Source organism: Amycolatopsis sp. cmx-11-32, from assembly GCF_047608695.1.
Classification (GTDB): Bacteria; Actinomycetota; Actinomycetes; order Mycobacteriales; family Pseudonocardiaceae; genus Amycolatopsis.
Genome location: NZ_JADNQN010000007.1, coordinates 48,735 through 74,091 on the forward strand (window position 1 = coordinate 48,735; position 25,357 = coordinate 74,091).

The 25,357-nt window shown below is 68.2% G+C and carries 21 protein-coding genes and 2 pseudogenes; 12 read left to right on the plus strand and 11 right to left on the minus strand.

The annotated features are described in order from the left end of the window. Positions 1–15 precede the first annotated feature (15 nt). Positions 16–813, plus strand: coding sequence for an alpha/beta fold hydrolase (locus tag ACM6LR_RS22030; protein ID WP_414942205.1), 798 nt, complete (start codon positions 16–18; stop codon positions 811–813). On the opposite strand, the gene ACM6LR_RS22035 is transcribed toward ACM6LR_RS22030, so the two are convergent. Beyond that, entirely contained in the window at positions 806–1,195 is a 390-nt protein-coding gene (locus ACM6LR_RS22035) for a hypothetical protein (RefSeq protein ID WP_414944413.1), read from the minus strand. The two genes, ACM6LR_RS22030 and ACM6LR_RS22035, sit on opposite strands and share 8 nt — an antisense overlap. 371 nt (positions 1,196–1,566) lie before the next feature. Between ACM6LR_RS22035 and ACM6LR_RS22040 the strand changes: the two genes are divergently transcribed. From ACM6LR_RS22040 to ACM6LR_RS22050, 3 genes are read left to right on the plus strand one after another with little or no spacing between them, the layout of a single operon-like run. Beyond that, the gene (locus ACM6LR_RS22040) at positions 1,567–2,793 is read left to right on the plus strand and encodes a PP2C family protein-serine/threonine phosphatase (protein WP_414940306.1); all 1,227 of its coding nucleotides are present in this window, start codon (positions 1,567–1,569) and stop codon (positions 2,791–2,793) included. Beyond that, positions 2,790–4,352, plus strand: a complete 1,563-nt coding sequence (locus ACM6LR_RS22045; RefSeq protein WP_414940307.1) for a sensor histidine kinase — start codon at positions 2,790–2,792, stop codon at positions 4,350–4,352. Before ACM6LR_RS22040 ends, ACM6LR_RS22045 begins: the two co-directional genes overlap by 4 nt. Further along, positions 4,349–4,786, plus strand: a complete 438-nt coding sequence (locus ACM6LR_RS22050; RefSeq protein ID WP_414940308.1) for a response regulator — start codon at positions 4,349–4,351, stop codon at positions 4,784–4,786. Before ACM6LR_RS22045 ends, ACM6LR_RS22050 begins: the two co-directional genes overlap by 4 nt. Before the next feature lie 63 nt (positions 4,787–4,849). Here ACM6LR_RS22050 and ACM6LR_RS22055 read toward each other — a convergent pair whose 3' ends face one another. Beyond that, positions 4,850–5,659: a DUF2382 domain-containing protein gene (locus ACM6LR_RS22055; RefSeq protein ID WP_414940309.1), complete on the minus strand. Its 810-nt coding sequence runs from the start codon at positions 5,657–5,659 to the stop codon at positions 4,850–4,852. A 377-nt stretch (positions 5,660–6,036) separates the two neighbouring features. Here ACM6LR_RS22055 and ACM6LR_RS22060 point away from each other — a divergent pair, with 377 nt between their 5' ends. Continuing rightward, positions 6,037–7,401, plus strand: coding sequence for an ATP-binding cassette domain-containing protein (locus tag ACM6LR_RS22060; RefSeq protein WP_414940310.1), 1,365 nt, complete (start codon positions 6,037–6,039; stop codon positions 7,399–7,401). 4 nt (positions 7,402–7,405) lie between these two features. Here ACM6LR_RS22060 and ACM6LR_RS22065 read toward each other — a convergent pair whose 3' ends face one another. From ACM6LR_RS22065 to ACM6LR_RS22080, 4 genes and pseudogenes are all read right to left on the minus strand, one after another. Then, complete coding sequence (locus ACM6LR_RS22065) at positions 7,406–8,230, minus strand: class I SAM-dependent methyltransferase (protein ID WP_414940311.1); 825 nt, start codon at positions 8,228–8,230, stop codon at positions 7,406–7,408. A gap of 98 nt (positions 8,231–8,328) precedes the next feature. Next, positions 8,329–9,339 carry an ElyC/SanA/YdcF family protein gene (locus tag ACM6LR_RS22070; RefSeq protein ID WP_414940312.1) on the minus strand — a complete coding sequence of 337 codons (1,011 nt, stop codon included), beginning with the start codon at positions 9,337–9,339 and terminating at the stop codon, positions 8,329–8,331. A gap of 209 nt (positions 9,340–9,548) precedes the next feature. Beyond that, a pseudogene (locus tag ACM6LR_RS22075) lies at positions 9,549–9,761 on the minus strand (ABC transporter ATP-binding protein); the annotation flags it as partial. Positions 9,762–9,777: 16 nt separating this feature from the next. After that, positions 9,778–9,862: pseudogene (locus ACM6LR_RS22080) on the minus strand (ATP-binding cassette domain-containing protein); the annotation flags it as partial. Here ACM6LR_RS22080 and ACM6LR_RS22085 point away from each other — a divergent pair. Beyond that, a complete protein-coding gene (locus ACM6LR_RS22085) occupies positions 9,837–10,274 on the plus strand; it encodes a DUF6412 domain-containing protein (RefSeq protein WP_414944414.1) in 438 nt (145 codons plus the stop codon). The pseudogene ACM6LR_RS22080 and the gene ACM6LR_RS22085 sit on opposite strands and share 26 nt — an antisense overlap. Positions 10,275–10,343: 69 nt before the next feature. Then, positions 10,344–11,144 carry a membrane protein insertase YidC gene (yidC, locus tag ACM6LR_RS22090; RefSeq protein ID WP_414944415.1) on the plus strand — a complete coding sequence of 267 codons (801 nt, stop codon included), beginning with the start codon at positions 10,344–10,346 and terminating at the stop codon, positions 11,142–11,144. A gap of 151 nt (positions 11,145–11,295) precedes the next feature. Here the strand turns inward: yidC and ACM6LR_RS22095 are convergent, their stop codons facing one another. Further along, on the minus strand, positions 11,296–11,643 hold the full coding sequence (locus tag ACM6LR_RS22095; RefSeq protein ID WP_414944416.1) for a beta/gamma crystallin domain-containing protein: 348 nt from the start codon (positions 11,641–11,643) through the stop codon (positions 11,296–11,298). Positions 11,644–12,016: 373 nt separating this feature from the next. Then, a complete protein-coding gene (locus ACM6LR_RS22100) occupies positions 12,017–14,302 on the minus strand; it encodes an excinuclease ABC subunit UvrA (protein WP_414944417.1) in 2,286 nt (761 codons plus the stop codon). 64 nt (positions 14,303–14,366) lie between these two features. Here ACM6LR_RS22100 and ACM6LR_RS22105 point away from each other — a divergent pair, with 64 nt between their 5' ends. Then, entirely contained in the window at positions 14,367–15,332 is a 966-nt protein-coding gene (locus ACM6LR_RS22105) for a helix-turn-helix transcriptional regulator (RefSeq protein WP_414944418.1), read from the plus strand. A gap of 489 nt (positions 15,333–15,821) precedes the next feature. On the opposite strand, the gene ACM6LR_RS22110 is transcribed toward ACM6LR_RS22105, so the two are convergent. Beyond that, positions 15,822–16,292, minus strand: a complete 471-nt coding sequence (locus tag ACM6LR_RS22110) for an Lrp/AsnC family transcriptional regulator (RefSeq protein WP_414940318.1) — start codon at positions 16,290–16,292, stop codon at positions 15,822–15,824. A gap of 160 nt (positions 16,293–16,452) precedes the next feature. Between ACM6LR_RS22110 and ACM6LR_RS22115 the strand changes: the two genes are divergently transcribed. Beyond that, positions 16,453–19,902: an indolepyruvate ferredoxin oxidoreductase family protein gene (locus ACM6LR_RS22115; protein ID WP_414944420.1), complete on the plus strand. Its 3,450-nt coding sequence runs from the start codon at positions 16,453–16,455 to the stop codon at positions 19,900–19,902. 275 nt (positions 19,903–20,177) lie between these two features. Here the strand turns inward: ACM6LR_RS22115 and ACM6LR_RS22120 are convergent, their stop codons facing one another. Further along, on the minus strand, positions 20,178–20,909 hold the full coding sequence (locus ACM6LR_RS22120) for a TetR/AcrR family transcriptional regulator (protein WP_414940320.1): 732 nt from the start codon (positions 20,907–20,909) through the stop codon (positions 20,178–20,180). 90 nt (positions 20,910–20,999) lie between these two features. On the opposite strand from ACM6LR_RS22120, the gene ACM6LR_RS22125 reads away from it, so the two are divergent. Together ACM6LR_RS22125 and ACM6LR_RS22130 are read left to right on the plus strand one after the other, a co-directional pair. Further along, the gene (locus tag ACM6LR_RS22125; RefSeq protein WP_414940321.1) at positions 21,000–22,103 is read left to right on the plus strand and encodes an FAD-dependent monooxygenase; all 1,104 of its coding nucleotides are present in this window, start codon (positions 21,000–21,002) and stop codon (positions 22,101–22,103) included. 15 nt (positions 22,104–22,118) lie between these two features. After that, positions 22,119–22,784, plus strand: a complete 666-nt coding sequence (locus ACM6LR_RS22130; RefSeq protein ID WP_414944421.1) for a hypothetical protein — start codon at positions 22,119–22,121, stop codon at positions 22,782–22,784. A 192-nt stretch (positions 22,785–22,976) separates the two neighbouring features. Here the strand turns inward: ACM6LR_RS22130 and ACM6LR_RS22135 are convergent, their stop codons facing one another. Beyond that, a complete protein-coding gene (locus tag ACM6LR_RS22135) occupies positions 22,977–24,233 on the minus strand; it encodes a DUF222 domain-containing protein (RefSeq protein WP_414944422.1) in 1,257 nt (418 codons plus the stop codon). 618 nt (positions 24,234–24,851) lie between these two features. On the opposite strand from ACM6LR_RS22135, the gene ACM6LR_RS22140 reads away from it, so the two are divergent. Next, on the plus strand, positions 24,852–25,292 hold the full coding sequence (locus ACM6LR_RS22140; RefSeq protein WP_414944423.1) for a hypothetical protein: 441 nt from the start codon (positions 24,852–24,854) through the stop codon (positions 25,290–25,292). Positions 25,293–25,357: the final 65 nt, after the last annotated feature.

Below are 25,357 nucleotides of genomic sequence, written 5' to 3' on the forward strand. Positions count from 1 at the left end.
CCTGTGGAGGACCTGATGACCACCTCGTTCGAGACCGTGACCTCGGCCGACGGCACCTCGATCGCCCTCGACCGTACCGGGGAAGGCACGCCGGTGGTCCTGGTCGGCGGCGCGTTCAACGACCGGACGACCGTCGCCGGGCTCGCCGCGACGCTGGCCCCGGACTTCACCGTGCTGGTCTACGACCGGCGTGGGCGGGGCGGCAGCGGGGCGGGGGCGGTCTATTCGGTGGAACGCGAGGTCGAGGATCTCGCCGCGGTGATCGACCACGTGGGCGGCTCGGCGGCGGTGTTCGGGCATTCGTCGGGTGCCGTGCTGGGGCTGGAAGCCGCAGCCAGGGGTGTCACGATGACCAGCCTCGCCGTGTACGAGCCGCCGTACGTCGTCGACGACAGCCGTCCGAAGCCCGCCGCTGACCTCTTCGACCGGGTCCGGACGCTGATCGCCGACGGCGACCGCGGCGCCGCGGTGGAACTCTTCCTGGTCGAGGGGACGGCCACCCCGGCCGAGATCGTCAAAGGTATGCGGGACGAACCGTTCTGGGCCTGGTTCACCGGCCTCGCGCACACGCTGCCTTATGACCTCGCCCTGTGCGGCCCCGGCAACGGGCTGCCCGCCGACAAGCTGGCCAAGATCTCCGTGCCGACGCTGGTCATGGACGGCGGGGAGAGCGACGCCTGGATGCGGGCCGGTGCCCGCGCCGTCGCCGAAACGATCCCCGGTGCCCGGCACGTCACCGTCGAGGGCCAGGATCACGGCGTCCTTCGCCAGCCGGACGTCCTGCGCGGGCTGCTCACCGAGTTCCTCAGGTGACGACTTTCAGCGGCTCGGCTGGCGGGCCCATCGCGGCATAGAGGTCCCGTGCGGCGCGGGCTTGCCCGATCCCGGCCAGTGCGCGGGCCTCCTGGAGCCGGTAGCCGATCCGCCTCGCCGTTTCGAGCGCGAGGTGATGCTGCCCGAGCCCCGTCGACGACGTCTCGCCGAGCGCTAGGCAGGCGGTGCCCAGGCTGTTGGCCGCCATGGCCAGCAACAGCTCACACGGGGCGCGGGCCGCCATCCCGGGTGTCGCGAAAGCCACTTTCGCGACCTCTGATGTCCCGAAAGTGGCTTTCGGGACATCAGACGTCGCGAAAGTGGCTTTCGCGACACCCGGAAGGCCACGCGAGTCGTCCCGCTGGGCAAGCGAAACCGCCATCCGCGCACCGCGGTCGGTACCTGAGACAACGGGATCTGGCCGGGGGTGCCGCAGGTGCCGACGCCGGTTTCGCTGTGCGTGATCATCGCCGTCCTCGTCACGGTTTCGTTCACCAGCCAGTACGCGCGGCGCCGCGAAGCCGCACGGGCGACACGGGAGCGAGCGATGATCACCGGACTCGTCGTCGGCGTCCTGATCGATCTGGCGGCCGCCCCGTCCGCCACGCGGACCGTGACCGTGATCGAATGCTGGCGTGTCGGGTGTCCGAACCGGCGGCATGTCCGGTACGGCCGGTACGCTCCCCGGTGGTTGAGAAGTCAGCCCTCTTTTGTCCGCACGCCGGAAATACCGGTGAGGAAAGGTGGCTGTCCGTGTCCAACGCCGTGCGTCACGGCGAGCAGTCCCCACCTCGTAGACCTTCGCCGCAGCTGGATCGTTTGCACGTCCTGCTCGTCGAGGACGACGACGGTGACGCGCTCCTGGTCGAAGAGATGCTCGCGGACGCGGCCGAGAGTCTCGAACGGGTCGTCCTCGACAGGGCCACGACGCTCGAACAGGCCCTCGCGCGGCCGATCACGGCCGACTGCGTGCTCCTCGACCTCCAACTGCCGGACGCGACCGGGCTGACCGGGCTGACGCGGTTGCGGCAGCACGCGCCGTCCACCGCCGTGATCGTGCTGACCGGCCGCGAGGACGAGGCGCTCGGGGTGTCGGCGCTGGGGGCGGGCGCGCAGGACTACCTGGTCAAGCACCAGGTGGACGGTCAGCTGCTGGCGCGGACACTGCGGTACTCCTGGGAACGCAGCCGCGCCGAACACATCGAGCAGCAACTACTGCAGCACCAGCTGCTGGCCAGGGAGAACGCGCGCCTCGAACGCGGCCTGCTGCCGACCCCGCTGGTGACCGATCCCCGGCTCGGCCTCGCCGTGCGGTACCGGCCCGGCCGGAACGGCGCCCTGCTGGGCGGGGACTTCTACGACGCCGTCGAACTTCCCGACGGCACCCTGCAGCTGGTCATCGGCGACGTCTGCGGACACGGCCCGGACGAGGCGGCACTCGGGGTCGCGCTGCGGATCGCCTGGCGTTCGGTCGTGCTCGCCGGGCTGCCGATGGCGGAAACGCTGGCGATGGTGGAAAAGATGCTGCAGCACGAGGCGCTGGGACCGCTGTTCGCCACTGTCTGCATGATCACGGTCGCCCCGGACCGCCGGTCCCTGCGGATGACCCTCGCCGGTCATCCGCAGCCGCTGCTCGTCGACGACTCGGGCGGCAGACTGCTGTCCAGGGAAGCGCTCGGTCCGCCGCTGGGCGTCGCGCCCGGCACCGGGTGGCGGGAGCTGACGGTGCCGATGGGGCCGCGATGGTCGCTGCTGCTCTACACCGACGGCCTGTTCGAAGGACGCGTCGAAGGCAGCGGCGAACGGGTCGGGCTCGAACGGATGGCCGCCGCGGCGCTGAACAGCCTGTCCGCCAAGGGTGACTCCGCCGCGGCGCTGGACCACCTGATCAGCGAGATGGACGTCCTCCACGGCGGGCCACTGGACGACGACGTCGCGCTGGCCCTGCTCACGTTCGACGCCGAGGAGACGCCTCGATGAAACCCGACCCCCACCCCGGCGTCTGGTCGATCAGCCGTTGGGCGGTGCTGTCCGGCGTGATCGCGTCGCTGCTGCTCGGCGGCGCGATCGTGGCGGCCTCGATGGCGCTGGTGAGCCTCACCGACTCCCGGGCAAGGTTGCTGGACGTGACCAATCCGCAGGTGCTGCAGTCCACGTCGCTCTCGACGGCGCTGCTGAACCAGGAGACCGGCGTCCGCGGCTACATCCTCGCCGGGCGTGCCGAATTCCTCGAGCCTTACCGTGACGGGCTGCGGGCGCAGGACGCGGCCGTCGTCCAGTTACGACAGCTCGGCGCCGCACCTGGTACTCCCACCGGTGACGAACTGGACCGGGTGCTCGGCGCCGCCTCGAACTGGCGACAGAAGATCATCGAGCCGGTGCTGGCAGGCGCTCCCACCACCGGCGCGCAGATAGACGCGAGCAAACCGCTGTTCGACGACGTGCGTGGCTCCCTGAGTGTGCTGCAGAGCCGTCTGGAAGCCGAACGGCTGGACGCCCGCGAGGACCTGTCGTCCTCCGCCGACGTCTTGCGGGCCATGCTCATCATGATCGCGGTCCTGCTCTGCGCGGTGGTGGCACTGGTGTTCTTCCTGCTGCACCGGAAGCTGATCAAGCCGATCCGGCAGCTGGCGGCCGAGGTGAGCGACGTCGCGCAGAACGACATCCACCGCCCGATCCGCGGCTCCGGCCCGCGGGAAATGCGAGTGCTGGCGTCCGATGTGGAATCGCTGCGGTCACGGATCCTCGACGAGGTCACCCATCTGGAGCGCGCGCAGGAGACGATCGCCGTCCGGACGCGCGAGCTGGAGCGGTCGAACTCGGATCTGGAGCAGTTCGCCTACGTCGCCTCGCACGACCTGCAGGAGCCGCTGCGCAAGGTGGCCAGCTTCTGCCAGCTGCTCCAGAAACGCTACCAAGGGAAACTGGACGAGCGCGGTGATCAGTACATCGGGTTCGCCGTCGACGGCGCGAAACGGATGCAGGCGCTGATCAACGATCTGCTCGCCTTCTCCCGGGTCGGGCGCAGGGAGAGCGAGAGCGGGGTACTGGAGACCGGGGACCTGCTGGACACCGCGCTGGCCAATCTGGACGACGCCGTCACCGAGTCCGGCGCCCGGATCACCCGCGGCGAACTGCCCGCCGTGCAAGGGGAGAAGTCCTTGCTGACGGCGGTCCTGCAGAACCTGGTCGGCAACGCGCTCAAGTTCCGCGGGGAGAATCCGCCGGAGATCGAGGTCTCCGCCGAGCGTGACGGCGCGGACTGGCGATTCTCCGTCACCGACAACGGAATCGGCATCAGCGCCGAGTACGCCGAGCGGATCTTCGTGATCTTCCAGCGTCTGCACGGCCGCGGCGACTACCCGGGTACCGGGATCGGGCTGGCCCTGTGCCGCAAGATCGTCGAACACCACGGCGGGCGGATCTGGCTGGACACCACCGTCACGGCCGGGACCCGATTCTGCTTCACCCTGCCCGCACAACCGGCGCCGGAACCGGCGACGGCCGAAAGCTCCAGCGGAGGAAACGAACAAGCATGACCGAGTCCCTGGAACCGATCCACATCCTGCTGGTCGAGGACGACCCGGGCGACGTCCTCATGACGCGGGAGGCGTTCGAGCACCACAAGATCCGCAACACCCTGTCGGTCGTTTCGGACGGCGAGCAGGCCCTGCAGTTCCTGCGCCGCGAGGCGCCGTACGAGGACGCGCGGCGTCCGGGGTTGATCCTGCTCGACCTGAACCTGCCCCGCAAAGACGGCCGCCAGGTGCTCAGCGAGGTCAAGGCGTCACCGGAGCTGCGCACCATTCCCGTCGTCGTGCTCACCACGTCCGAAGCCGAAGAGGACATCCTCCGCAGCTACGACCTGCACGCCAACGCCTACGTCACCAAGCCGGTGGACTTCGACCAGTTCATCGAAGTGGTGCGGCAGATCGACAACTTCTTCGTCACCGTGGTGAAACTGCCCCGCTGACCGCACGGGAAGCGCGGCACGGCCAGGGGCGGCCCGTCGCGCGGGCCGCCCCCTGCGCCGGGATCAGGACTTGCGGTGCTTGCGTTCGTCGTCCGTGACCTCGAACTGCTCCTTGCGGACCTTGCCGGAGATCGTCTGGTCCTCGGTGACGGTCTCGGTCTTCAACCGAGCCCGCTCGACCGCGACGGTTTCCTTGCCCACCACCGGTTTCTCGGCGTGCAGCACGACCTCCGTCTCGTCCTCGGCGATCTCGGCATTCCCGCCGGAACCCCGCGTGATCGGTTCCCGCTCGATGCGCACCTCTTCGTGGCTGACCGGGATGGTGACCTGCTGTTCCTCGGTGACCACGTACTTGCGCAGCCGGACGTGGCCGGTCTCGACCTGTTCGGTGCCGACGTTCAGCCGCTCCTCGGAACGCGTCATGGAGTGTTCGGCGTCCCGGTCCCTCTTGCCGGTGCCCGTGCCGCCCATGGCACCCTTCCCGGCGGTCGCGTCGTCCATCCCGGGCCGGGTCTTGCCCCGCGTCTGGTCGTCCAGCTTGCCGTCCGGCGACGTCCGCGGCATCGGCATCCCGTAGTGCTTGTACAGCTGCGCGCTCTCCTCCGTGGAGAGGTGGCCGTCGGCCTCGATGCGGGGCGCGTCGGAGACGGCTTCCTTGTCGACGCGGACGTGCACACCGTCCTTGTCCTTGTGCGCGCCGGTAAGCGGGACGAAGCTCTCCTTGGTGCCGAACAGGCCCGTCTTGACCGTGATCCATTCCGGCTGGTGCGTCGCGTCGGCCAGGTAGACGTTGCCGACCTTCCCGAGCTTGTTGCCCGTCGGATCGACCACGGCACTGTCGATGAGTTCCTGCGGCTGCATGGTCTTCGCCATCGGTCCTGCTCCTCCCGAACGATGTTGCTGAGGGGCCAACCGTCTGTCGGGCCGGTGCACATGGCAACCGTCGTGGTGTACCTGTGGGTGACCCCGGAAAGTGCTGGTTTGAAGCCGCGCTCGCGGGCCAAGCACGGCGTGTCGCCGCAGGTGGAAGGGGGTGTCCGAGGGGTGACCGATGGTCACTGGTCGGCGCGAAGGTGTGGAACTCCCACTCGCCGAAAACCGGATGCGCGGATCCTGGCCCATGTCCTACCCTCGTGCTCGTGATGCAGCAACTGCTGTTCCTCTGAGAAACGACGCCTTCACCGGTACCGCGAACCGCGGCACCGGAGTTCGTTCTTCCTGCTCATCACTTCGCTGGAGGCAGTTCCTTCATGTCATCCCCTCTTTCGCCCGCGCCACTGCGCGCGGCGCACGTCCGCCTGTCCGACGTCCACCTGTCCTTCGGGGGACGGCCGGTACTCTCCGGAGTCGACCTTGTCGCCGCCGCCGGTGAGCGGGTCGCCATCGTCGGGGAGAACGGCCGTGGCAAGACCACCCTGCTCCGGGTACTCGCCGGTGAGCTGGCCGCAGACCGCGGTGAGGTGCACCGCGCGGGCACGGCCGGTGTCGCCGACCAGCAGATTCCGCTCGCGGCGACCGACACCGTCGGCGCGCTGATCGATCTCGAACTGGCCGCCGTACACGGTGCGCTGGCTCGTCTGGAGGCGGCCACCGGCGCGCTCGGCGATGGCCGTCCCGGCGCGGACGACGTCTTCGCCGCCGCGCTCGCGGAGGCCGAGGCCCTCGACGCGTGGGACGCGGACAGGCGTGTCGCGGTCTCGCTGGCCGCCTTGAACGCCGTCGACGACCGTGATCGTCCACTCGGGACACTGTCGGTCGGGCAACGCCACCGGGTGCGGCTGGCCTGCCTGCTCGGGGCCGGGCATTCCGTCCTGTTGCTCGAAGAGCCGACCAACCACCTGGACGCCGCCGGGCTCGATCACCTCACCGAACGGCTGCGTGCCCACCCTGGCGTGGTCGTCCTGGTCAGTCACGACCGGGCGTTGCTCGCGGACGTGGCCACCACGGTGATCGACCTCGATCCGTCGAGCGACGAGCGGCCACGGGTCTACGGAGGTGGCTACGCCGCCTATGTCGAGGCCCGCCGAGCCGAACGGGCTCGCTGGGAGACGTCGCACGCCGAGCAGATCGCCGAGCGGCAGCGGCTCGCGGACGACCTGTCGTCGGCTCAGAACCGGCTGCGCGACAACTGGCGGCCGCCCAAGGGCACCGGCAGGCATGTCCGCGTGACCCGCGCGCCGGGGCTGGTCAGGGCGGTCCACCGGCGGCAGGAGGAACTGGCCGGGCACGTGGTGGCGGTCCCGCCACCGCCCGCCAGGTTCGCCATGCCCGAGCTACCGGGCGGGCGTACGGCGATGGAACTCTACGACGAACAGCTCGCCAGGGCGGGGACTCCGGGGCCGGGGCTGGGCGAACTGGGCCTGCTCGCCGGATACGACCGGCACCGGCCGGTGGCCCAGCTGTCGGTCGGCGCGCGGCGGCGGCTGGACCTGGCATTGGTGCTGGCCCGCCGCCCGCACGTGGTGCTGCTGGACGAGCCGACCAATCACCTGTCCGCCACGCTCGTCGACGAGCTGACAGTCGCGCTCGGCGCCACGCCGGCCGCGGTGGTGATCGCCACGCACGACCGGCAGTTGTCGCGGGATACGGCGTCCTGGCCGCGGCTCGCGTTGTGAGCCGTCAACCGCGGTGGGCGATGGTGTAGCGCACGGTCTGTGCCAGCACCACGCTCCCGTCGGGTTCGCGCAGTGGTTCGAGCTCCGCGAGCACGGCCTGGCGTACGGCGTCGAGGCGGTCTTCCGGGACCAGTTCCCAGAACATCCGCTGGCCGTGCGACCAGGACCAGGTGATCCAGTGCCCGGGGTCGGCGAACTTCACCGGATAGACGCGTTCCACGGACGTGACACCGGTGAAGCCCGCCGAGTCCACGGCCTGGTCGAAGCCCTCGAGGGTGGCGAACAGGCCGGATCTGATGGCGAGGGTCCAGGCCAGCTCCGGCGGTACGAACGGTTTGAACACTTCGCGCACGGCCGCCCACCGGGGATCGTCCGCGCCGAACGTGGTCATGCCCAAGCGGCCGCCCGGCTGGAGCAGGCGATGCCACGACCGCAGACCGGCGACCGGATCCGGTAGGAAGAACACCACGAAGGACGCGAGGACCACATCGAAGCAGGCGTCGGCCAGCGTCGGTTCTTGGGCGTCCATAAGGGAAACCGAGGCATTGGCCAGCCCGCGGTCCTCGATGTCCTTCGCGGTGCGCTCGATCATCGCGGAGGAAAGGTCGATGCCCTGCACCGATCCGCCCGCGCCGACCCGCTCGGCCGCCGGGAACAACACCGCGCCACGTCCGCAGCCGACGTCCAGCACCCGCTCACCGGGGGCGACCCCGGCGCGATCGAGCAGTTCGCGCGCGAACGCGCCGAAGAAGTCGACGCCGAGGGCGTCGTAGGTTTTCGCCGTCCGGTCGAACAGCTGCGCCATCGCCTGCCGGGTATACGCGCTCATGCGCAGGACGATGACCCGGCGGAATGCCGTTGTCAAAGGAAGGGCCGGGATTTGTCATCCCGTGCCGATCGGCGGCGACGCGAGCGCTGAGCTGCCGGCTAGAAGGCTCGGGACAACTGGGAGAGGACGATCAAGCCGCAGATGATCAGGTTCTTGACCTTGTGGTCGACCAGGATGGCCACGAATTCGCGGATGGTGGCGCTCGGCCAGAAGTACCAGGCCGTCGGCGACCCGATGACCTGGCCGTGCACCTTGGCGCGGCGGGCGACGAGGGCGGCGCGGAGCACGTGGAAGTTGTTCGTGACCACTGTGCACCGATAGTCCGCCTTCTCCCGCTTCATGATCTCGGCGCTGAAAGTAAGATTCTCGAACGTCGTCCGAGACTGATCTTCCAGGCGGATCCGCTCCCTCGGCAGCCCGGTCTCGACCAGATAATCGGCCATGGCATGGGATTCCGGCAGGTCCTCGTCAGGACCTTGCCCGCCCGACGTGACCACCATCGTCTCCCGGCCACGGCGAGCCTCCGCGTCCACGACGCGTTTGGCCCGCTTCAGGCGGCTGGCCAGCAGCGGCGGCACCTGGTGGCCGTCCAGCAGCCCCGAGCCCAGCACCACGATGAAGTCCACGCCCTTCTCGGGGCCGATACGGCCGTAGACGATCGAGTACAGGAGGAAGCAGACGAAGAGGAACGAGACGTAGACGATGATTCCGTTGAGACTGCCCCTGAGGATGTCGAGCGGCTCCCAGGCCAGTTGCGTGACCGTGGCGTTGAACACGATCAGCAGGCAGATGCCGACCCCGGTCAGCAGCGACAGCACGTTGGCGAGCCGGCGTCCCTCGCGGCGGAGCATGGTGATCCCGTTGCAGATCAGGAAGACCGTCAACGCGAGGGTCGTCGGCACGATCAGCAGGACCACCCCCAACGTGACCACGCCCGCCGCGTCGGGCGACACCGAGGCGAGCAGCGCGATGAGGGTGATGCCGAGGAACAGGAGCGCGAAGAAGAGGTAGAAGCCGTTCCGTAGCTGGCGTCGGTCGCGGAGGAAGCTCACCAGGAACGCCGCGCAGCACAGTGCCGCGATGGCGAAGGGAATTGCGGCGGCCTTCACGAGATCTCCAGCCTTCGGACTATGCGAGCACTCATGTATCGGCACGCGGTGCGGCGGCATTGAAGCACACGGTAGCGGCGCTGGTGGCGACGACGGTCGGCGGGTCGGCTTTCCTTGCCCGACAGGGGGAAACGGTGTAGCCGCTTGACTCGGGATGGCCGGTGCGTCGGCGACAGTCTCACCCTCGGCATGGTCGGGATCCAGCGGAGTTACCGCGCCCGCTGGACCGGCCGCTCGTCCCACACCGGTTCCATCGTCTCCCGCACCTTCCCCTCGGTGCCGAACACGAGGAACCGGTCGAAGGATCGCGCGAACCACCGGTCGTGCGTCACCGCCACCGTGGTTCCTTCGTACGCTTCCCGTGCCTGCTGCAACGCTTCCGCCGAGGCGAGGTCGAGGTTGTCGGTCGGCTCGTCGAGCACCCCGGCCCGCCACTGATGGTCACCGAGCCGCCGTCGGGCTTGAGCTCGCCCGAGATCAGCCGTAGCAAGGTCGTCTTGCCCGCCCCGTTGGCGCCGACGAGCGCGCAGACGGCTCCGGCGATCGCGCAACGCAATATCTCCGGTAAGGTCGGTGACGTGGAGCGAACCTACTTCGGCGTGCGGCTCAAGCTGATGCTTGCGCTGTTCCTGCCCGAGTTGTTCGTCGTCCTCCCGGTCGTCGGCGGGGTCAACCCGCTGAGCCTGGTCACCGCGCTGACGGCGTCGGTGGCGGTCGCCAACCCGCTCGGGCTGGCCGCCGCCTTGACCGCGTCGCTCGCCGTCATCCTGCTCGCGCTCGCGGCGCATCTCCGGCTGGAGCCGACGGCCGCCGCGATGAAGGTGCGCGCCATCAGCCTGCGCGAACGCGCGCAGTTGTTCTTGAGCCTGCGCGATCCCGACGCGCGCGGCCGCGTCCGGCCACGCGCTCCGTCACGGGGCATCGTGGCTGCCTGACTTCTCCTCGTTCGAAGGTGAGGCAGTCACTCCTGCCCACGCACCTTCAAACGACGGAGTGACCTGGTCATGTTCGATGCCTTTCTCTACCCTGTTTCCGCGATTCTCTGGTTCTGGCACAAGGTTTTCGGCGCCGTGGCGAGCCAGGACTCAGGCGTGGCCTGGGTGCTTTCCATCGTGTTCCTCGTCTTCACCCTGCGTCTCCTGCTGGTCAAACCCGCGCTGGGCGCGCTGCGCGCGGGCCGCCGCACACAGGCACTCGCCCCGCAGCTGCAGAAGATCAAGGAGAAATACGGCAAGGATCGCCAGCGGATGGCGAAGGAGATCCAAAAACTGCACGCCGACAACGGTTCCAGTCCGCTGGGCGGCTGCCTGCCGGCGCTGGTCCAGCTGCCGGTGTTTCTCTCGCTGTACTGGGTACTGCGTGATTTCACCCCGGATGCCCAGTCGAACCACGTGTTCGATCGTGCCGGGGTGGAGTCGTTCCTGAACGCCGACCTGTTCGGCGCGAAGCTCGGCAACTGGCTTTCGCAACCGGCGACGGAGCTGGCCGCGTTCGGCACCGACCACGCCCATATGATCGCCGTCGGGGTACCGCTGATGCTGATCGCGAGCCTGGCCACGTTCTTCTCGATGCGCTCGAGCCTCACCCGGCAGACCACGACCGCTCCGCAGGCAGCGGGGATCGCCAAGCTGATGATGTACCTGGCGCCGCTCGGGATGCTGGTCTCGGGTTCGTTCTTCCCGGTGCCGATCGGTGTCCTGCTGTACTTCCTGGCCACCAACGGGTGGACGTTGGGGCAGCAGCATTTCCTCACCAAGGTCGTCGACGGGAAGAGGCGGCCCGGAAGGTGGCGAAGCCCAAGGTGACGGGTCCTCGGCCCGGGCAGAAACCCCAGCGGCGCTAGTGTCCTGAGTCCTGCTGCTTGGGCCCTCCTGCGTCACCGGGTGGCGTCCCAGGCGTACTCAGGAGCACGCGAGTGCGGCGAACGGGCCGGTCACCGAGGTGGTCACCGTGCCGTCACCAGATGCGTACTTCGTAAACCCGGACGGTGCCAGAGAAGCCGACGCCCTGCCAACAGCCGAGGTTCGACGATTCGTAGCGGCCATTGCGTTCGTAGTTGACCGTCACCTTGTTGTTGCCCGAGAAGATGTTGTAGACGCCGCCGATATCGGTGCCCGTGACACCCGAGTTGGCGAAGCACCTGTTGGTGCCCATTCCGTTTCCGAACGAAATGTCCAGCTTCACGAAGTCATCCCGATTTCCACAGCTGACCTGACCGATGGCGAAGGCGCTCGCCGGAACGGCCACGAACAGTCCGAGTGCGGCGGTGCCTACGACCGCAAGCCTCTTGAGACCATTTCGCATTATGGCTGCATTTCCTTTCTCGCATGGATGGTCACCTCTCTCGCTTCGTTGGCCGCGAAGGGTGAAACAAATCAAAAATGGGTTCTCGGTGCTTTCCAGTGCTCGAGAGCGAGCTTATCTTCCCGTGCGCGGCACGGAATGAAACGTCCGTGACGCTGCCTGTTTCGTGTTCTGTCGTTGCCCGAAAAGGCAGGAGGGGTGTGACCATGACCTCAGTCCGAGGACGGAAAAGGTCCAAGAACTGTTCGGTACCGGCGTGTCGGGCAAAGCTTGATCAGGAATCATCTCGCTCTGCCTGGGAACTGTTCCCTGGCGGGTGGGTGTTCCCGGCGCCGTCCGGCGCCGTCCGGCGCCGGGAACGCGTTGCCGCGGGTCAGCGCTTCCGCAGGTAACGGCCCGTCAGCGACGCGGGGTCCTCGGCCAGCGCCGACGGCGTGCCCTCGAACACGACCGTCCCGCCGTCGTGACCCGCGCCCGGCCCGATGTCGATGACGTGGTCCGCGTGCGCGATCACGCGCTGGTTGTGTTCGATCAGGACGAGGGTCGCGCCGTCGTCGACGAGGTCGTCGCAGAGCGCGAGGAGCCTGTCGACGTCGCTGCCGTGCAGCCCGGCGGTGGGTTCGTCGAGGACGAGGCGCAAGTCGGCCGCGGGGCCCGCGTCGGCGAGGTGGCGGGCGAGGAGGAGCCGTTGCCGTTCGCCACCGGACAAGGTGTCGAGGCTCTGTCCGATCGTCAGGTAGCCGAGGCCGACCTTCTCCAGCCACAGCAGCCGCCGCGCGATGGGGGAGTCCTCGCCGAACAGGGCGGCGGCATCCGCGGGGTTCATCGCCATGACGTCGGCGATGGTGCGGCCGTTCAGCCGGGCGGCGAGCGTGTCCGGATTGAACCGGGTGCCGCCGCAGGCGTCGCAGCCGGTTTGGACGTCGTCGAGGAACGCCAGGTCGGTGATGATGACGCCCTTGCCCTTGCAGACGGGGCAAGCTCCCCGGCCGTTGGCACTGAACCACGACGGATGCTTCCCGGTCGCCTTGCCGAAGGTGTCGCGGATGGGTTCGGCGACGCCGATCACCGTCGCGGGGGTGGAGCGGATGCCGCCGCGCAGCGGAGCCTGTTCGACGACGACGAAATCGGGATGCCGCCGGGGGAGTTCGTCCGCGATCAGGGTGCTCTTGCCGGAGCCGGCGACCCCCGAGACGACGGTCAGGACGCCGAGCGGCACGTCGACGGTGACGTCACGAAGGTTGTGACTGCTCGCGCCGGAGATCGTCACGGTTCCCCGGGCGGTGCGAGTCCGCTGCCGGAAGCGAAGCGGAGCACGCAGGACCCTGCCGGTTTCGGTGCCCGTCGCGGCGAGTTCGCCCGGACCGCCTTCGAACTGGACGCGACCGCCGTCGGCGCCGCCGGCGGGTCCGAGGTCGATGACGTGGTCGGCGGCCGCGATGACCGCGGGGTGGTGTTCGACCACGAGGATCGTGTTGTGCGCGTCGCGGAGTTCGGCCAGCAGTTCGAGCAACCGGTGCACGTCATGCGGGTGAAGGCCGGTGCTGGGCTCGTCGAACACGTAGCAGACGTCGCTGAGCGCGCTGCTGAGGTGACGGACGATCTTGACACGCTGGGCTTCGCCGCCGGACAGCGTCCTCGATTCCCTCGACAGGCTGAGATAGCCGAGGCCGACGGAATCCAGTGCGTCGAGGCGTTCCCGGATCGCCTCCACCAGCGGCGCCACAGCCGGATCGCGTACGCTCGCGACGACCTCGCGCAGGTTGCCCACCGGCAGCGCCGACCAGTCCGCGATGGACTGCCCGTCGATCAGGCTTTTCCTGGCCGCCTCGGCGAGGCGGGTCCCCGCGCAGTCCGGGCAGGTGCCGCGGGTGACGACTTCGGCGAGCCCTTCCTGCTCCTCGGTGGTGAGGCGTGAGGGCGTCTTGCGCAGATACGAATCCCTCAGCCGCGGAAGGATTCCGTCGAACATGCCGTGCTTGGGATACTCGGAGCCGGGGTCGTCGAGGGATAGTCCTTCGGCGTGCAGCAGGGTTTCGACCTTCGCCGCAGGCAACCGGCCCAACGGGACATCCGGGTCGACGAGTCCGGAGTGGACGAGCCGCTTCCACCGGTAAGTCCCAGGGGCGAACGTCGGGAAGCGTACGGCGCCTTCGCGCAGGCTCCGCGCGGGGTCGAGCAGCCGGTCGAGATCGATGTCGTCGACCACGCCGAGCCCTTCGCACCGCGGGCACATCCCGCTGGGATCGTTGAACGAATAGGCGGGCGAGAATCCGGCGCCCGGCTCTCCGAGGCGGGAGAACAGCAGGCGCAGCAACGGCGCGATGTCGCTCGCCGTGCCCACCGTGGACCGCGTGTTCCCGGTGAACCGCCGTTGATCCACGATCGTGGTGAAGACCAGCCCGTCGATCCGGTCGACGTCGGGGGGCGGATGCTGGGGGAGCCGGTTCCGGACGAAGGCGGGATAGGTTCCGGTGACCAAACGTTCGGCTTCGGCAGCGATCGTGTCGAAGGCCAACGACGACTTTCCCGAACCCGAGACGCCGGTGAACACCGTCAGCTTGTGCTTCGGCACCCGCACCGACACCTCGCGGAGGTTGTGCGTCCGGGCTCCTTCCACGGTGATCCACTGGCCGCGTTCAGTCCGTACTTTCGCCATGAAGCCAGGCTACGATGAGATGTGGCCGGTTTGCGGCCACAATTATCTCAAGGTGGGAGGCGCCGTGACGGCACCACGAGAACGGATGCTGCGGCTGCTGTCACTCCTGCAGACCGGCCGCCAGTGGCCCGCCGCCGAACTCGCGACGGCCATGGAAGTCCCGCCGCGCACGCTTCGCCGGGACATCGACCACCTCCGCACTCTGGGCTATCCCGTGGAGAGCGCCCGCGGTCCGGGTGGCAACTACCGTCTCGTCGCGGGCGGCGCGCTGCCGCCGCTCATGCTGGAACACGACGAGGCGATCGCCACCGTGCTCGGGCTGCGCCTCGCCGCGGCGGGCGGAACCGGCATCGACTTCACCGCCGAATCGGCGGACCGCGCCGCCGCGAAACTCCGCCGCGTCCTCCCGGCGGCCCTGCGCCGGCGGACCGACGAAATGCTCGCCGCGGTCGAGTTCGGAAGCGGTGAACAGGCGCGGGTCGCCCCTGACGTCCTGAACGTCCTCGCCGCGGCGATCGCGGCTCGCCGATGCATCGAGTTCGCGTATACGGCGAAAGGGGGCCCGTCGTCCCGGACAGTCGAGCCAATGCGCCTCGTCCAGCTCGGTAAGCGGTGGTATCTCTACGCGTGGGACCTCGGCCGGCGGGATTGGCGGAGTTTCCGGCTCGACCGGATCACCGCGCCGAAGACGACCGAGGTGGCGTTCGAGCCTCGTGCCCTGCCCGTCGACGACGTCGCGGCGCATCTCCAAGAACGCTTCCACAGCCCGAAATCGCTCCGGGTCACGCTGACCCTGCACGTCGGCGCGAGTGAGGCCGCGGCCCGTCTCCACCGGATCGACGGGAGTTTCGAAGCCCTCGGCGACCACCGCTGCCGGTATGTCGCGTATGTGGATTCGTTCGAATGGCTGGCCGTCGTCCTGACCCTGACCGACATCGGCTTCACCGTGGAGGAACCGGCCGAGTTCGGCGAGTACCTCGCGCGGACGGGGCGGCGCCTGCTGTGGGCGACCGAGCCCGGCACCTCGTGAGTGTTAAGGACAATTCTCTCGAGAATTAGGGCAAAGCGTGTCTCGCTGCCCCCAATGTGGCACTGGGGACATCAGGCCTGCGGTGTGTCGTGCCGCGTGAAGGCCTCCTTCCCTGCTTTGAGGGTCAGGGTCTCGGCAAAGTCGCGGAGCCGCTGGTCACCGCTGGTGGTAAGCCGGGCTTGACATCGCTAGTGCCTGCCAGGGCCGAGTGGGGAGGTGGGACCTTGGACGTCCGAACTCTCCCCCGCTCGGACGTGTGCCGGAGGGGCATGTCCCTGAACCTCTGTTGAGCAAGCTCCGCACCCGGTGTGACCTCGAGACGATGTAGTCCTCGATCGGCCTGCTGATCTTCACCGGAGTCGGGTTCGGCGCCGCGGGGTCTCTTTCGCCACTGGCCACGATGGGGCTGGCGTCGCTCATCATGGCTCCTGCGGTGGGTCACCAACGGCAGCCGTCCGGGCAGATCACTCGCTGACGGGCCGGCTGGCCTCAGGCGTCACCCGCCTGGGGCCACTGCTGGCCGCGGCTCCAGGAGTCCAGCACCATCAGGGTCTTCGTCCCCGTCACCTGGTGATGCCGCCGGATCTCGTCGATGGTGTGCTGCAGGTGGCCCATGTCCCGCACCCGCAGCCAGACGAGCGCGTCGGGGTCACCCGCGATGGTGAACACGGCCTGGGCTTCCGGCATCCGGGTGGTCGTCCGGACGATCTCGCCGACCTTGGTGGTCCCGGTGAACCGCAGTTCGGTGAACGCCTCGATGGCCCAGCCGAGTTTGGCGTGGTCGATCTGGACGGTGTAGCCGACGATGACGCCGTTCTCCTGCATGCGGTCGATGCGGCGTTTGACCGCGGCGGTGGACAGCGTGACGCGGGCCCCGATGTCGCCGAGGGTGCGCCGGGCGTCTTCCCGCAGGAGTTCGAGGATTTCGCGATCGGTCTCGTCGATGAGCTGGTCCGCCATGAGCCGGATGGTACGCAGACGCAACAGATATCGGCCAGTGGTGAGGATGGGCTGGATATTTTGCGCGATCGATGTCAATAGACTTCCGCTTGTTGCGGCGACCCGGGAGTTCGGGTCTTCTGTCGTGACATCACGTGGGGGTGCCGAAGGAGGCAGGTCGGTGGAGCAGTTCACGTTGGAGGACCGGTATCTACGGGAAGACGGCACCGTCTACCTCAGCGGGGTACAGGCGCTGGTCAGGATGCTGTTCGACCGGGTGCGGCACGACCGCGCCGCCGGTGCGTCCCCGGCGGTGTTCGTCTCCGGCTACGAGGGGTCCCCGCTGGCCGGGTACGACCTCGAACTCGGCCGACGGTCGGTCCTGCTCGACAACCACGACGTCGTGCACCGCCCTGGCCTGAACGAGGAACTCGCCGCGACGGCGGTGATGGGCAGCCAGCTGACCGCATCGGTCGGCTCGTCGCCCGGCGGGGTCACCGGGTTCTGGTACGGCAAGGCACCCGGTCTGGACCGGGCGACGGACGCTTTGCGGCACGCCAACCTCGCGGGCACCGATCCGGCGGGCGGCGCGGTGGCGCTGGTCGGCGACGATCCGAACGCCAAGTCGTCCTCGGTGCCCTGTGCCTCCGAACTCGCGCTGGCCGACCTGTCCATGCCGGTGTTCTTCCCGTCCGACTCCCAGGACGTGCTGGACTTCGGCCTGCACGCCGTGGAACTGTCCCGGGCGAGCGGGCTGTGGTCGTCGATGAAACTGGTGGCGAACGTGGCCGACGCCGCGAGCACCGCCCACGTCCGGCCACAGTGGACGCCGCCGGAGCTGGCGCTGCCCGCCTATCGGCATAAGCCCAGTTCCCGGCTGCTCGGCACCACGCTGATGGCGCTCGAACGCAGTCTCTACACCGAACGCCTGCCGCTGGCCGTCGAATACGTTCGCGCGAGCGGGGTCAACCGGATCGTCCAGGAAGGACCCGCGGACCGCGTCGGCATCGTCACCGCCGGAAAGTCCTATCTGGACCTGATGCAGGCGTTGCGGTTGCTCGGCCTGGACTCCGACGCGTTGTCCCGGCACGGGATCCGGATCCTCAAACTCGGCGTCATCCATCCGCTCGAACCGTCGATCATCCGCCGGTTCGCGGACGGCCTCGCCGAGATCGTCGTGGTGGAGGAGAAGCGTTCCTTCGTCGAATCGGCGATCAAGGAGGTGCTCTACGGTACCGCCGGAGCGCCGGCCGTCCACGGCAAGACCGGCCCGGACGGCCGCACGCTGTGCACCGAACTCGGCGAACTCGACCCGGACGCCGTCGCCAGGGTGCTGGCCGGACGGTTGACCGCGCACCACGAGATCCCGTCGGTGACCGCGTGGCGGGGACAACGGCGGCGTGAGCGCATCTCGGTGCCGTTGCTGACCAGGACGCCGTACTTCTGTTCCGGCTGCCCGCACAACTCCTCGACCAAGGTGCCAGAGGGAACCGTGGTGGGCGGCGGCATCGGCTGTCACGCCATGGCGCTGTTCATGGAACCAGAACAGGTCGGCGACGTCGTCGGACTGACGCAGATGGGCGGCGAGGGCGCGCAGTGGCTCGGGATGGAGCCGTTCGTCGAGGCCTCGCATTTCGTGCAGAACATCGGCGACGGCACCTTCACCCATTCCGGCAGCCTGGCGGTGCGGGCTGCGGTGGCCGCCGGGGTGAACATCACCTACAAGATCCTCTACAACGCGACCGTCGCGATGACGGGCGGCCAGGACGCCGTCGGCGGCCTCCCGGTGGAGCGGCTGGCGTCGCTCCTGCTGGTCGAAGGCGTCGCCAGGGTGGTCATCACCAGTGACGAGCCGAAGCGGTTCCGCGGCGTCCGCCTGCCCGACGGTGTGGAGGTCCGGCATCGCGACGAACTGCTGCGTACCCAAGAGGAACTGGCGGCCGTTCCCGGGGTGACGGTGCTCATCCACGACCAGGAATGCGCCGCGGAGAAGCGCCGCAAACGACGTCGCGGCAAGCTGGCCACCCCGGCGGCCAAGGTCGTGATCAACGAGCGGGTGTGCGAGGGGTGCGGCGACTGCGGTGAGAAGTCGAACTGCCTGTCGGTGCAGCCGGTCAGCACCGAGTTCGGTCGCAAGACCACGATCCATCAGTCCTCGTGCAATGTGGACTATTCGTGCCTGGCGGGGGACTGTCCCTCGTTCATGACGGTGGTGCCCACCGGGCGGAAGCAGCGGCGGCGGATGGGGGAGATCACCGCGGCCGAGCTGCCCGAGCCCGAGACCGCAGGCACCGACTTCACCGTGCGGATCACCGGGGTCGGCGGGACCGGCGTGGTCACCGTCGCGCAGATCCTCGCCACCGCCGCCGTGCTCGAAGGCAGGCAGGTCCGGACGCTGGATCAGACCGGGCTCTCGCAGAAGGGCGGCGCCGTCGTCTCGGATCTGAAGATCACCGCCGAGCCGACCCCGCAGGCCCCGAAACTCGCGGCCGGGGAATGCGATCTTTACCTGGCCTGTGACGTCCTCGTCGGCGCGGACCCGGTGCATCTGACGGTCGCGGATGCCGGCCGTACCACCGCGGTGGTCTCCACGACCGAGGTGCCGACCGGCCGGATGGTCGTCGACACCACCGTGTCCTTCCCCGACGCGGCGACCGTGCGGGGCGCGATCTCGGAGAACGCGGCGCGAACCGTGGTGCTCGACGCCCGCGCGCTGGCGGAGACCCTGTTCGACGACGACCAGTTCGCCAACATCCTGCAGCTCGGCGCGGCCCACCAGACCGGCGCCATCCCGCTGGACGCGGCCAGCCTGGAACGCGCGATCGAACTCAACGGGGTCGCGGTCGCGGGCAATCTGCAGGCTTTCCGGCGCGGCAGGCAGCTCGTCGCCGATCCCGACGGACTGCACGCGGCGGTCACGCCTCCCGCCGTCGCCGCGATCCCGGCCCCGTCGGAGGCCACTCTCCGTACCCGCGCGCTCGTGCACGCCGAGCCGGGTTCGGAACTCGCGCGCCTGCTGGACATCCGCGTTCCCGAACTCGTTCAGTACCAGGACATTCGCTACGCGCGGGAGTACGCCGAGTTCGTCGAACGCGTCCGAGTGCTGGAAGGTGACTCGACCACCGTCACCGAAGCGGTGGCGCGCAACCTGCACAAGTTGATGGCCTATAAGGACGAATACGAGGTCGCGCGGCTTTCGCTCGACCCCACCGTGCTCGCGGGGATCGAGGCGGAGTTCGGCGTGGGCAGCCGCTACGCCTACCGGCTGCACCCGCCTGTTCTCCGCGCACTCGGGATGAAGCGGAAGATCGCACTGGGTAAGGGTTTCCGTCCGGTATTCGTCGCATTGCGCGCCGCGCGGAAACTGCGTGGCACGCGCTGGGACCCGTTCGGCAGGGCAGGGGTCCGGCAGGTGGAACGGGAGCTCGTCGTTCAGTACCGGGAGACGATCCTCGCCGCTTTCGGCACCGTGGACGCCGATCGCGGCAGGCTGCTGGCCTTGGCCGAGCTGCCCGATCTGGTTCGCGGCTACGAAGACGTGAAATTGGCGAACGTCGAGGCTTACCGCCGGGAACAGTCGGCGCTCCTCGCCGAACTCGTGCCGGGAGACAGGCTCAGCGTAAGCGGGTGAGTAGGCCCGTCGGCACTGAGGCCGGAGATGTCGGCACTGCGGGATATTGAGAGGTGAAGCAAAGGTGTCGTGTTCGAGTGCGGTGCCGGTCACCGGTTCCGCTGCCGGACCGCGACCCTCACTGTGTGGATTTTGGGACGTCAGATGACCCAAAATCCACACAGTCCCTATCTTCACACACCCGCATCCGACGCCACCTTACGGCGTCTGCACCTGCTGATCAGTGACCTGGATGGGCGGCGACATCGCCGGCGACACCAGAGATGTCGCCGCCGTCAGTCCCCGTCCAGTCCCAAGAGGACGGTGAGGCCGCGCAGGCAGTCCTCGAAGACCGGCTCCAGGTCGGTGTAGGCGAAGTCGAGTTGGTGCAGGACTTCCATGCACAGCAGGCCGTACAACCGAGTCCAGCAGGTCAGGAAGACGTACGCGGCCTCCGGGGGGAGACGCGCTTCGATGGTGGCGGAGTAGGCGGTCAGCTGCTTGCGGAGCGCCGGGGAAAGATCGGCCGGATCGGGTACCGGGAAAGGCCGGGTCCGCCACAGTTCGGCGGTCAGTTCGAGCAGGACGAGTTCGAACCGTTGCCCGGCCTCGTGCCGGGGTGAGCTCTGATCCAGGTCGGACGGGGTGATCGGGCTGGCGAAGATCCAGCCGAACTCGGCCGGATTGGTGATCGCCCAGGTGCGCATGGCCCGGCACACCTCGAGGATGCGACGGCCGGTCGGCGCATCGGCGTCGACGTCGCGGGCCTGTTCCAAGGCGGCGGTCAGTTCGCGGAAGAAGTCGGCGGTCACGGCACCGATCAGCTCGTCGTGACCCGCGTAGTAGTGGTACAGCGCGGGGCCGCTCATGCCGACCTGCCGGGCGACCGCGTTGATGGTCACCGCGGCCGATCCCTGCTCGACCAGCAGGGTGCGCACGGCCGCGTGGATTTCCTTCAGCGCGTCCTGGCGCCTTCTCTCCCGCCTGCTGCTCGGGCTGTCCGCCATCGCCGCCTCATCTCGTCGCACTGTTGACATCCTAGAGCACCTATGTTTCCTTAATGACGCTAAGATAGCCTAGAGCCATTAAGGAGATCTCGTGGAGTGTTGGTGCGGCCGATGAAGGTGACCATCGTGGGCGGCGGTATCGGCGGACTGACCGCCGCAGTCGCGTTCCATCAGCGCGGCTGGGAGGTCGAGGTTCTCGAGCGCGCACCCGAATTCACCGAGCTCGGGGCGGGGCTTTCGATCCAGCCCAACGCCCTGCGCGCGCTGGACGCACTCGGTCTGGGTGATCGTCTTCGCTCCGGCGGACTGGCCGACCCGTTCGCGGGTGTCCGCCGTGCGAATGGGCGATGGCTGTTCCGCAACGACGTCGCCGACCTGAAGCACCGGTTCGGCCAATGGGCGACCGTGCACCGCGCCGACCTGATCGACCTGCTCGTCGAGGCCCTGCCCGCGCGGGCGCTGCGGCCCGGCACCGACGTGCGTGAGGTGCGGCCCGACGGCGTCGTCGTGCACAGCGGTGGCACCGCCGCCGCCGACCTGGTCGTGGGCGCCGACGGTGTGCACAGTGCGACCCGGCGGTCCCTGTGGCCCGATGTACGCGGACCGCGCTACGTCGGGTACACCACTTGGCGCTTCATAGTCCCTCCGCACCCGATCACCGGAAGCGTGGAAACCTGGGGCCGTGGCGAACGGTTCGGGCACCTTCCGATGCCTGACGGCCGCGTCTATTGCTATCTGATGGCCAACGCCCCCATCCGTTCGCGCACCGGTCTGGACCAGCTACGCGAGCGGTTCGCGGGCTGGCACGATCCCATTCCCGTACTGCTGGCGGCGGCGCGGGAGGACACGGTGTCGCAGCACGACAGCCACCAGCTGCCGGAGTTGCCCACCTACGTGTCCGGCACGGTCGCTCTTCTCGGCGACGCCGCTCATGCCATGACGCCCAACCTCGGGCAGGGCGCGTGTCAGGCACTCGAGGACGCCGTCACGCTCGCTCTCGCCGTCGACACGCTCGGCGTGCCCGCGGGTCTGGAGGAATACGACCGTTCCCGTCGGCCGCGGACGCAGATGATCGCCCGCCGCTCCCTTCAAGTCGGGGCTCCCGCGCACTGGACTTTCCCGCCATTGATCGCCCTACGCGACGCAGTGCTTCCTCGCCTGCCCAGATCCTTCTTCGAGCGCTCACTCGTCCCCGCTTACACCTGGACTATCTGACAAACCGTCGTCGGAGTGATCACGATGACTTTCCGGCTGCTGGACGCGCCCGTGGTGAAGGAAACACTGGCGAAGTCGCCGGGCGTGCCGGCGGTGATCACGTCGGGATGGTTCTTCGACGAGGTCGTGCGCAACAGCGCGGTCGCGGATCCGGCGACGTTCCGTCAAGTGCGGGTGGTGGTGAAGGAGACCGCGGCGGTGGCGTGGGTCAGCCGTCCGGACCATCCCTGTCCAGCTGATCACGAAGTGCCTGCCGTCACCCCGCCGAAGCAGGCGGAACCGGAACGGGACGGCGGGGCGGTCACGATGACCGCGACCTCGTCGGACAGCGGCACGGTGTATCAGGCCGCGCGCGACCAGGAAAGTTCGCGGGCCTGGTCGGGGGTCCATGATCGTCCACCACCGTTGCAGGCTTGGCGCAGCTCGGGCATGTCTTTCCCTTTCGGAGGAAGACAGGATGCCAGTTATGGCAGAGGCTTTTGGCCACTGTTACTGCGCGTGCAGCGTATCCGGCGGCGAAGAAGAACGGCCCGAGCCCGTTTGCAGGAGCCAGGTCATCGGCGTAAGCGACAGCGGGCTCTCAAGGTGCAGCGCGGTCGGCTGGTACACATCGCTGACCACGCCTTATCGAATCGACGTGTCAACGACGGTGCCGTGGTGTGCGTTGGCGATCGCCGGTAGCCGGCTTGCTGGCCGCGGACGTCGTCCGACTATCCGGCCGCTCAGACCCCGGCGTCCTGCTTCCGGCCGCGGCAGTCGCGATCGGTTCTTCGCGTTTCGAGGAATTCATTCGCTACGTAAAGGAATCCAGGTTTGAACTCCAGCGCCATTCGTCTGCGGCTCCGGTGACGTTTTCGACAGCGGCGGTCCGGCCTATGTCCGGAGGTGCATGGTGTTGCGTCTTGGTGTTCCGGTGGGGTCGAGGTAGGCGGGGGCGGTGAATTCGGGGAGTCCGTCTTGGGCGATCTGGACTTTCCATTCGCTGTGGTGGATCAACCGGTGATGCTTGGTGCACAACAGAACCAGGTTGTCGATCTTTGTTTCCCCGTGGTGGCGCCAGAAAACAAGATGATGTGCCGTGCAGCGCGGCACCGGCATATCGCAGCCTGGAAAGGTGCAACCGCCATCGCGGATGGTCAACGCATACTTTTGAGCCAGGGACACGGTGCGTTTGGAGCGGCCGATGTCGAGGGGTTCCCCTGCGGTGCCGAGGACTCCGGGACGGACGCGAGCATCGCAGGCGAGGATTCTCGCATCGGTGACACTGATCGGTCCCACCAGATCCAGGTGTGCTTCACCGATATCCCGGATGAGGTCTTCGTAGGACATGGTGACCAGAATGTGGGTGGCCTCGCCCGCTTGGCCGGGAAGATTGCGGCTGGTGGTTTTCAAGCGCACATAGTCGGTGAAGGCGTCGCCGTAGCGTTCGTCTTGGGTGCGGGAGTCCCGGATCCCGTCGATGGCCTTGTGGGGTTTGGCCATCGGATCGAGGTCGGACTTCAACCGCGCATACGTCTCCAGGTCAAGTCTCGCCTTGAGACCGAGGCTGCCGTCGCGGTGTTTGACGAAACGTAGTTCGGGCCGGGTGTCTTTGGGGTCTTCGTTGCGGGGTTCTTTGCCGTCGGGGTCGAGATGGTCGAGCAGACGACGTCCGGCCTTGGCGATTTCCCGGGGTCCGGCCCGGCGGGCGAGGGCGACGAGCGTCATCTCCCCGGCGCGGACACCGTCGTCGGGGACAGTGGAGGGGATACGGGCGAGGACGCGGATGATGGCGTCGATTTGCCGACCGCCGATCGCGCCCTCCGCGGCGGCTTCAGCGGTCAACGGTGCCAGCGGCGGGACCGGGGCACCGTCGACGGATACCCCGGGGTGCAGTGCGAGGACTCGGTCGGCGCGGTCGTCGGCGTCGCCCTTGATGAGGTGGAAGTCCTCACCGATCAACGCCGACAACGTCGAATGCCCGCTGCATCCACGAATGCCCCGGGTATTCAGTTCCGCCAGTATCGAGTCCTGCTCGAAATCCAGCTGGCGTTTGAGGACCTCGTTTTCCTGTTTTCGGGCGTGCAGCGTCGCAGTATCGGCACGCCACCATTCGGTGCGTGCTGCCTGGGGACTGTTTTCGCTGGCCACGTGATCAACATTACTCGCATTCGAACAAGTGTGCTAGTGGTTATTTATGTGACGAGCCCAGGTGTATCTTTCACTCGAAAGGGGGCAAAGTGCGACGAGAGCGAATACGCACGGAAACGGTTCGCCATTTTGTGGGCCCGTAAGCGAACCCGCCTAGTGTCGCGTGATCGACACATCCCCCTAAACCCGGCTTGACCGCGTCCGCACGTTCGGCGATGTCTATGCGTACGGCGACAGCTGGCGGGTCGCCTCCACCGCGTCCTTGATCCGGCCTTGCGGCCAGTTCGCCACGGGTAACCCGACGGCGCCGTTCTTCGCCGGCGACCTGAATCTCTCGCTCCGCGTCCAGTCCGAGAACGTCTGCCGCCAGACCGGCATCCTCAGGCCCGTCTGGCTGGAAGCCTGCACCGTGGGCGTCGCCGTACTCGGCCCGCGCCTTCTATATCGATCGGCAACCGAACGTCATCGACGCCAACCCGCCACGTCTAGAAAGGTTCGACCGCAAAGCAGTTTCGGGTACGACGGGCCCGGGCAGACCACGGGCCCGCCGGTTGCTTGGTCTCGTGCACGGGCGGGTGCGAGATCATCGCGTCCGGCGGGGCAGGCTAGGTTGCTCAGGTGAGTCTCCTCGATGTTGTGGCCGAGCGCGACGGCTGGCGATGCTGGGTGTGCGACGAACCGGTCGACGCGGACATGTCGGTGAACGACCCTCGGGGGCCGAGCGTCGACAGCCGGACCGCCGACCGGAAGGCCAAGGTCCCCGAGCGGCTCGCGCATCGCGGGTGCAACACCCGCAAGGGTGCGGTCAAGGTGGTGATCTCTTGGCCGGACCGCCTGCACGTGGTCGAACCCGCACCGCTGATCACCGTCGCCGGGAGGCTGGAGCGCAAGGGGGGTCGCGAGATGGTGGCCCGTTGCCCGACCGAAAAGGATGCCCGAGAGGCGGCGGAGTGGCTGGTGGACCGGTTCTCCCGGCTGGTACCGGGGCTGCCGGTGACTGCCGGTATCGAGCCGGGTGGCGGCCAGTTCCTCGTCATCCTGGCCACCGGCCGTCGCTGACCGGGGTCACCAAGCGCGCCGGTGGCGACAGCGGAACTTCGGCAGTCGGGCCTTCAGACGCTCGC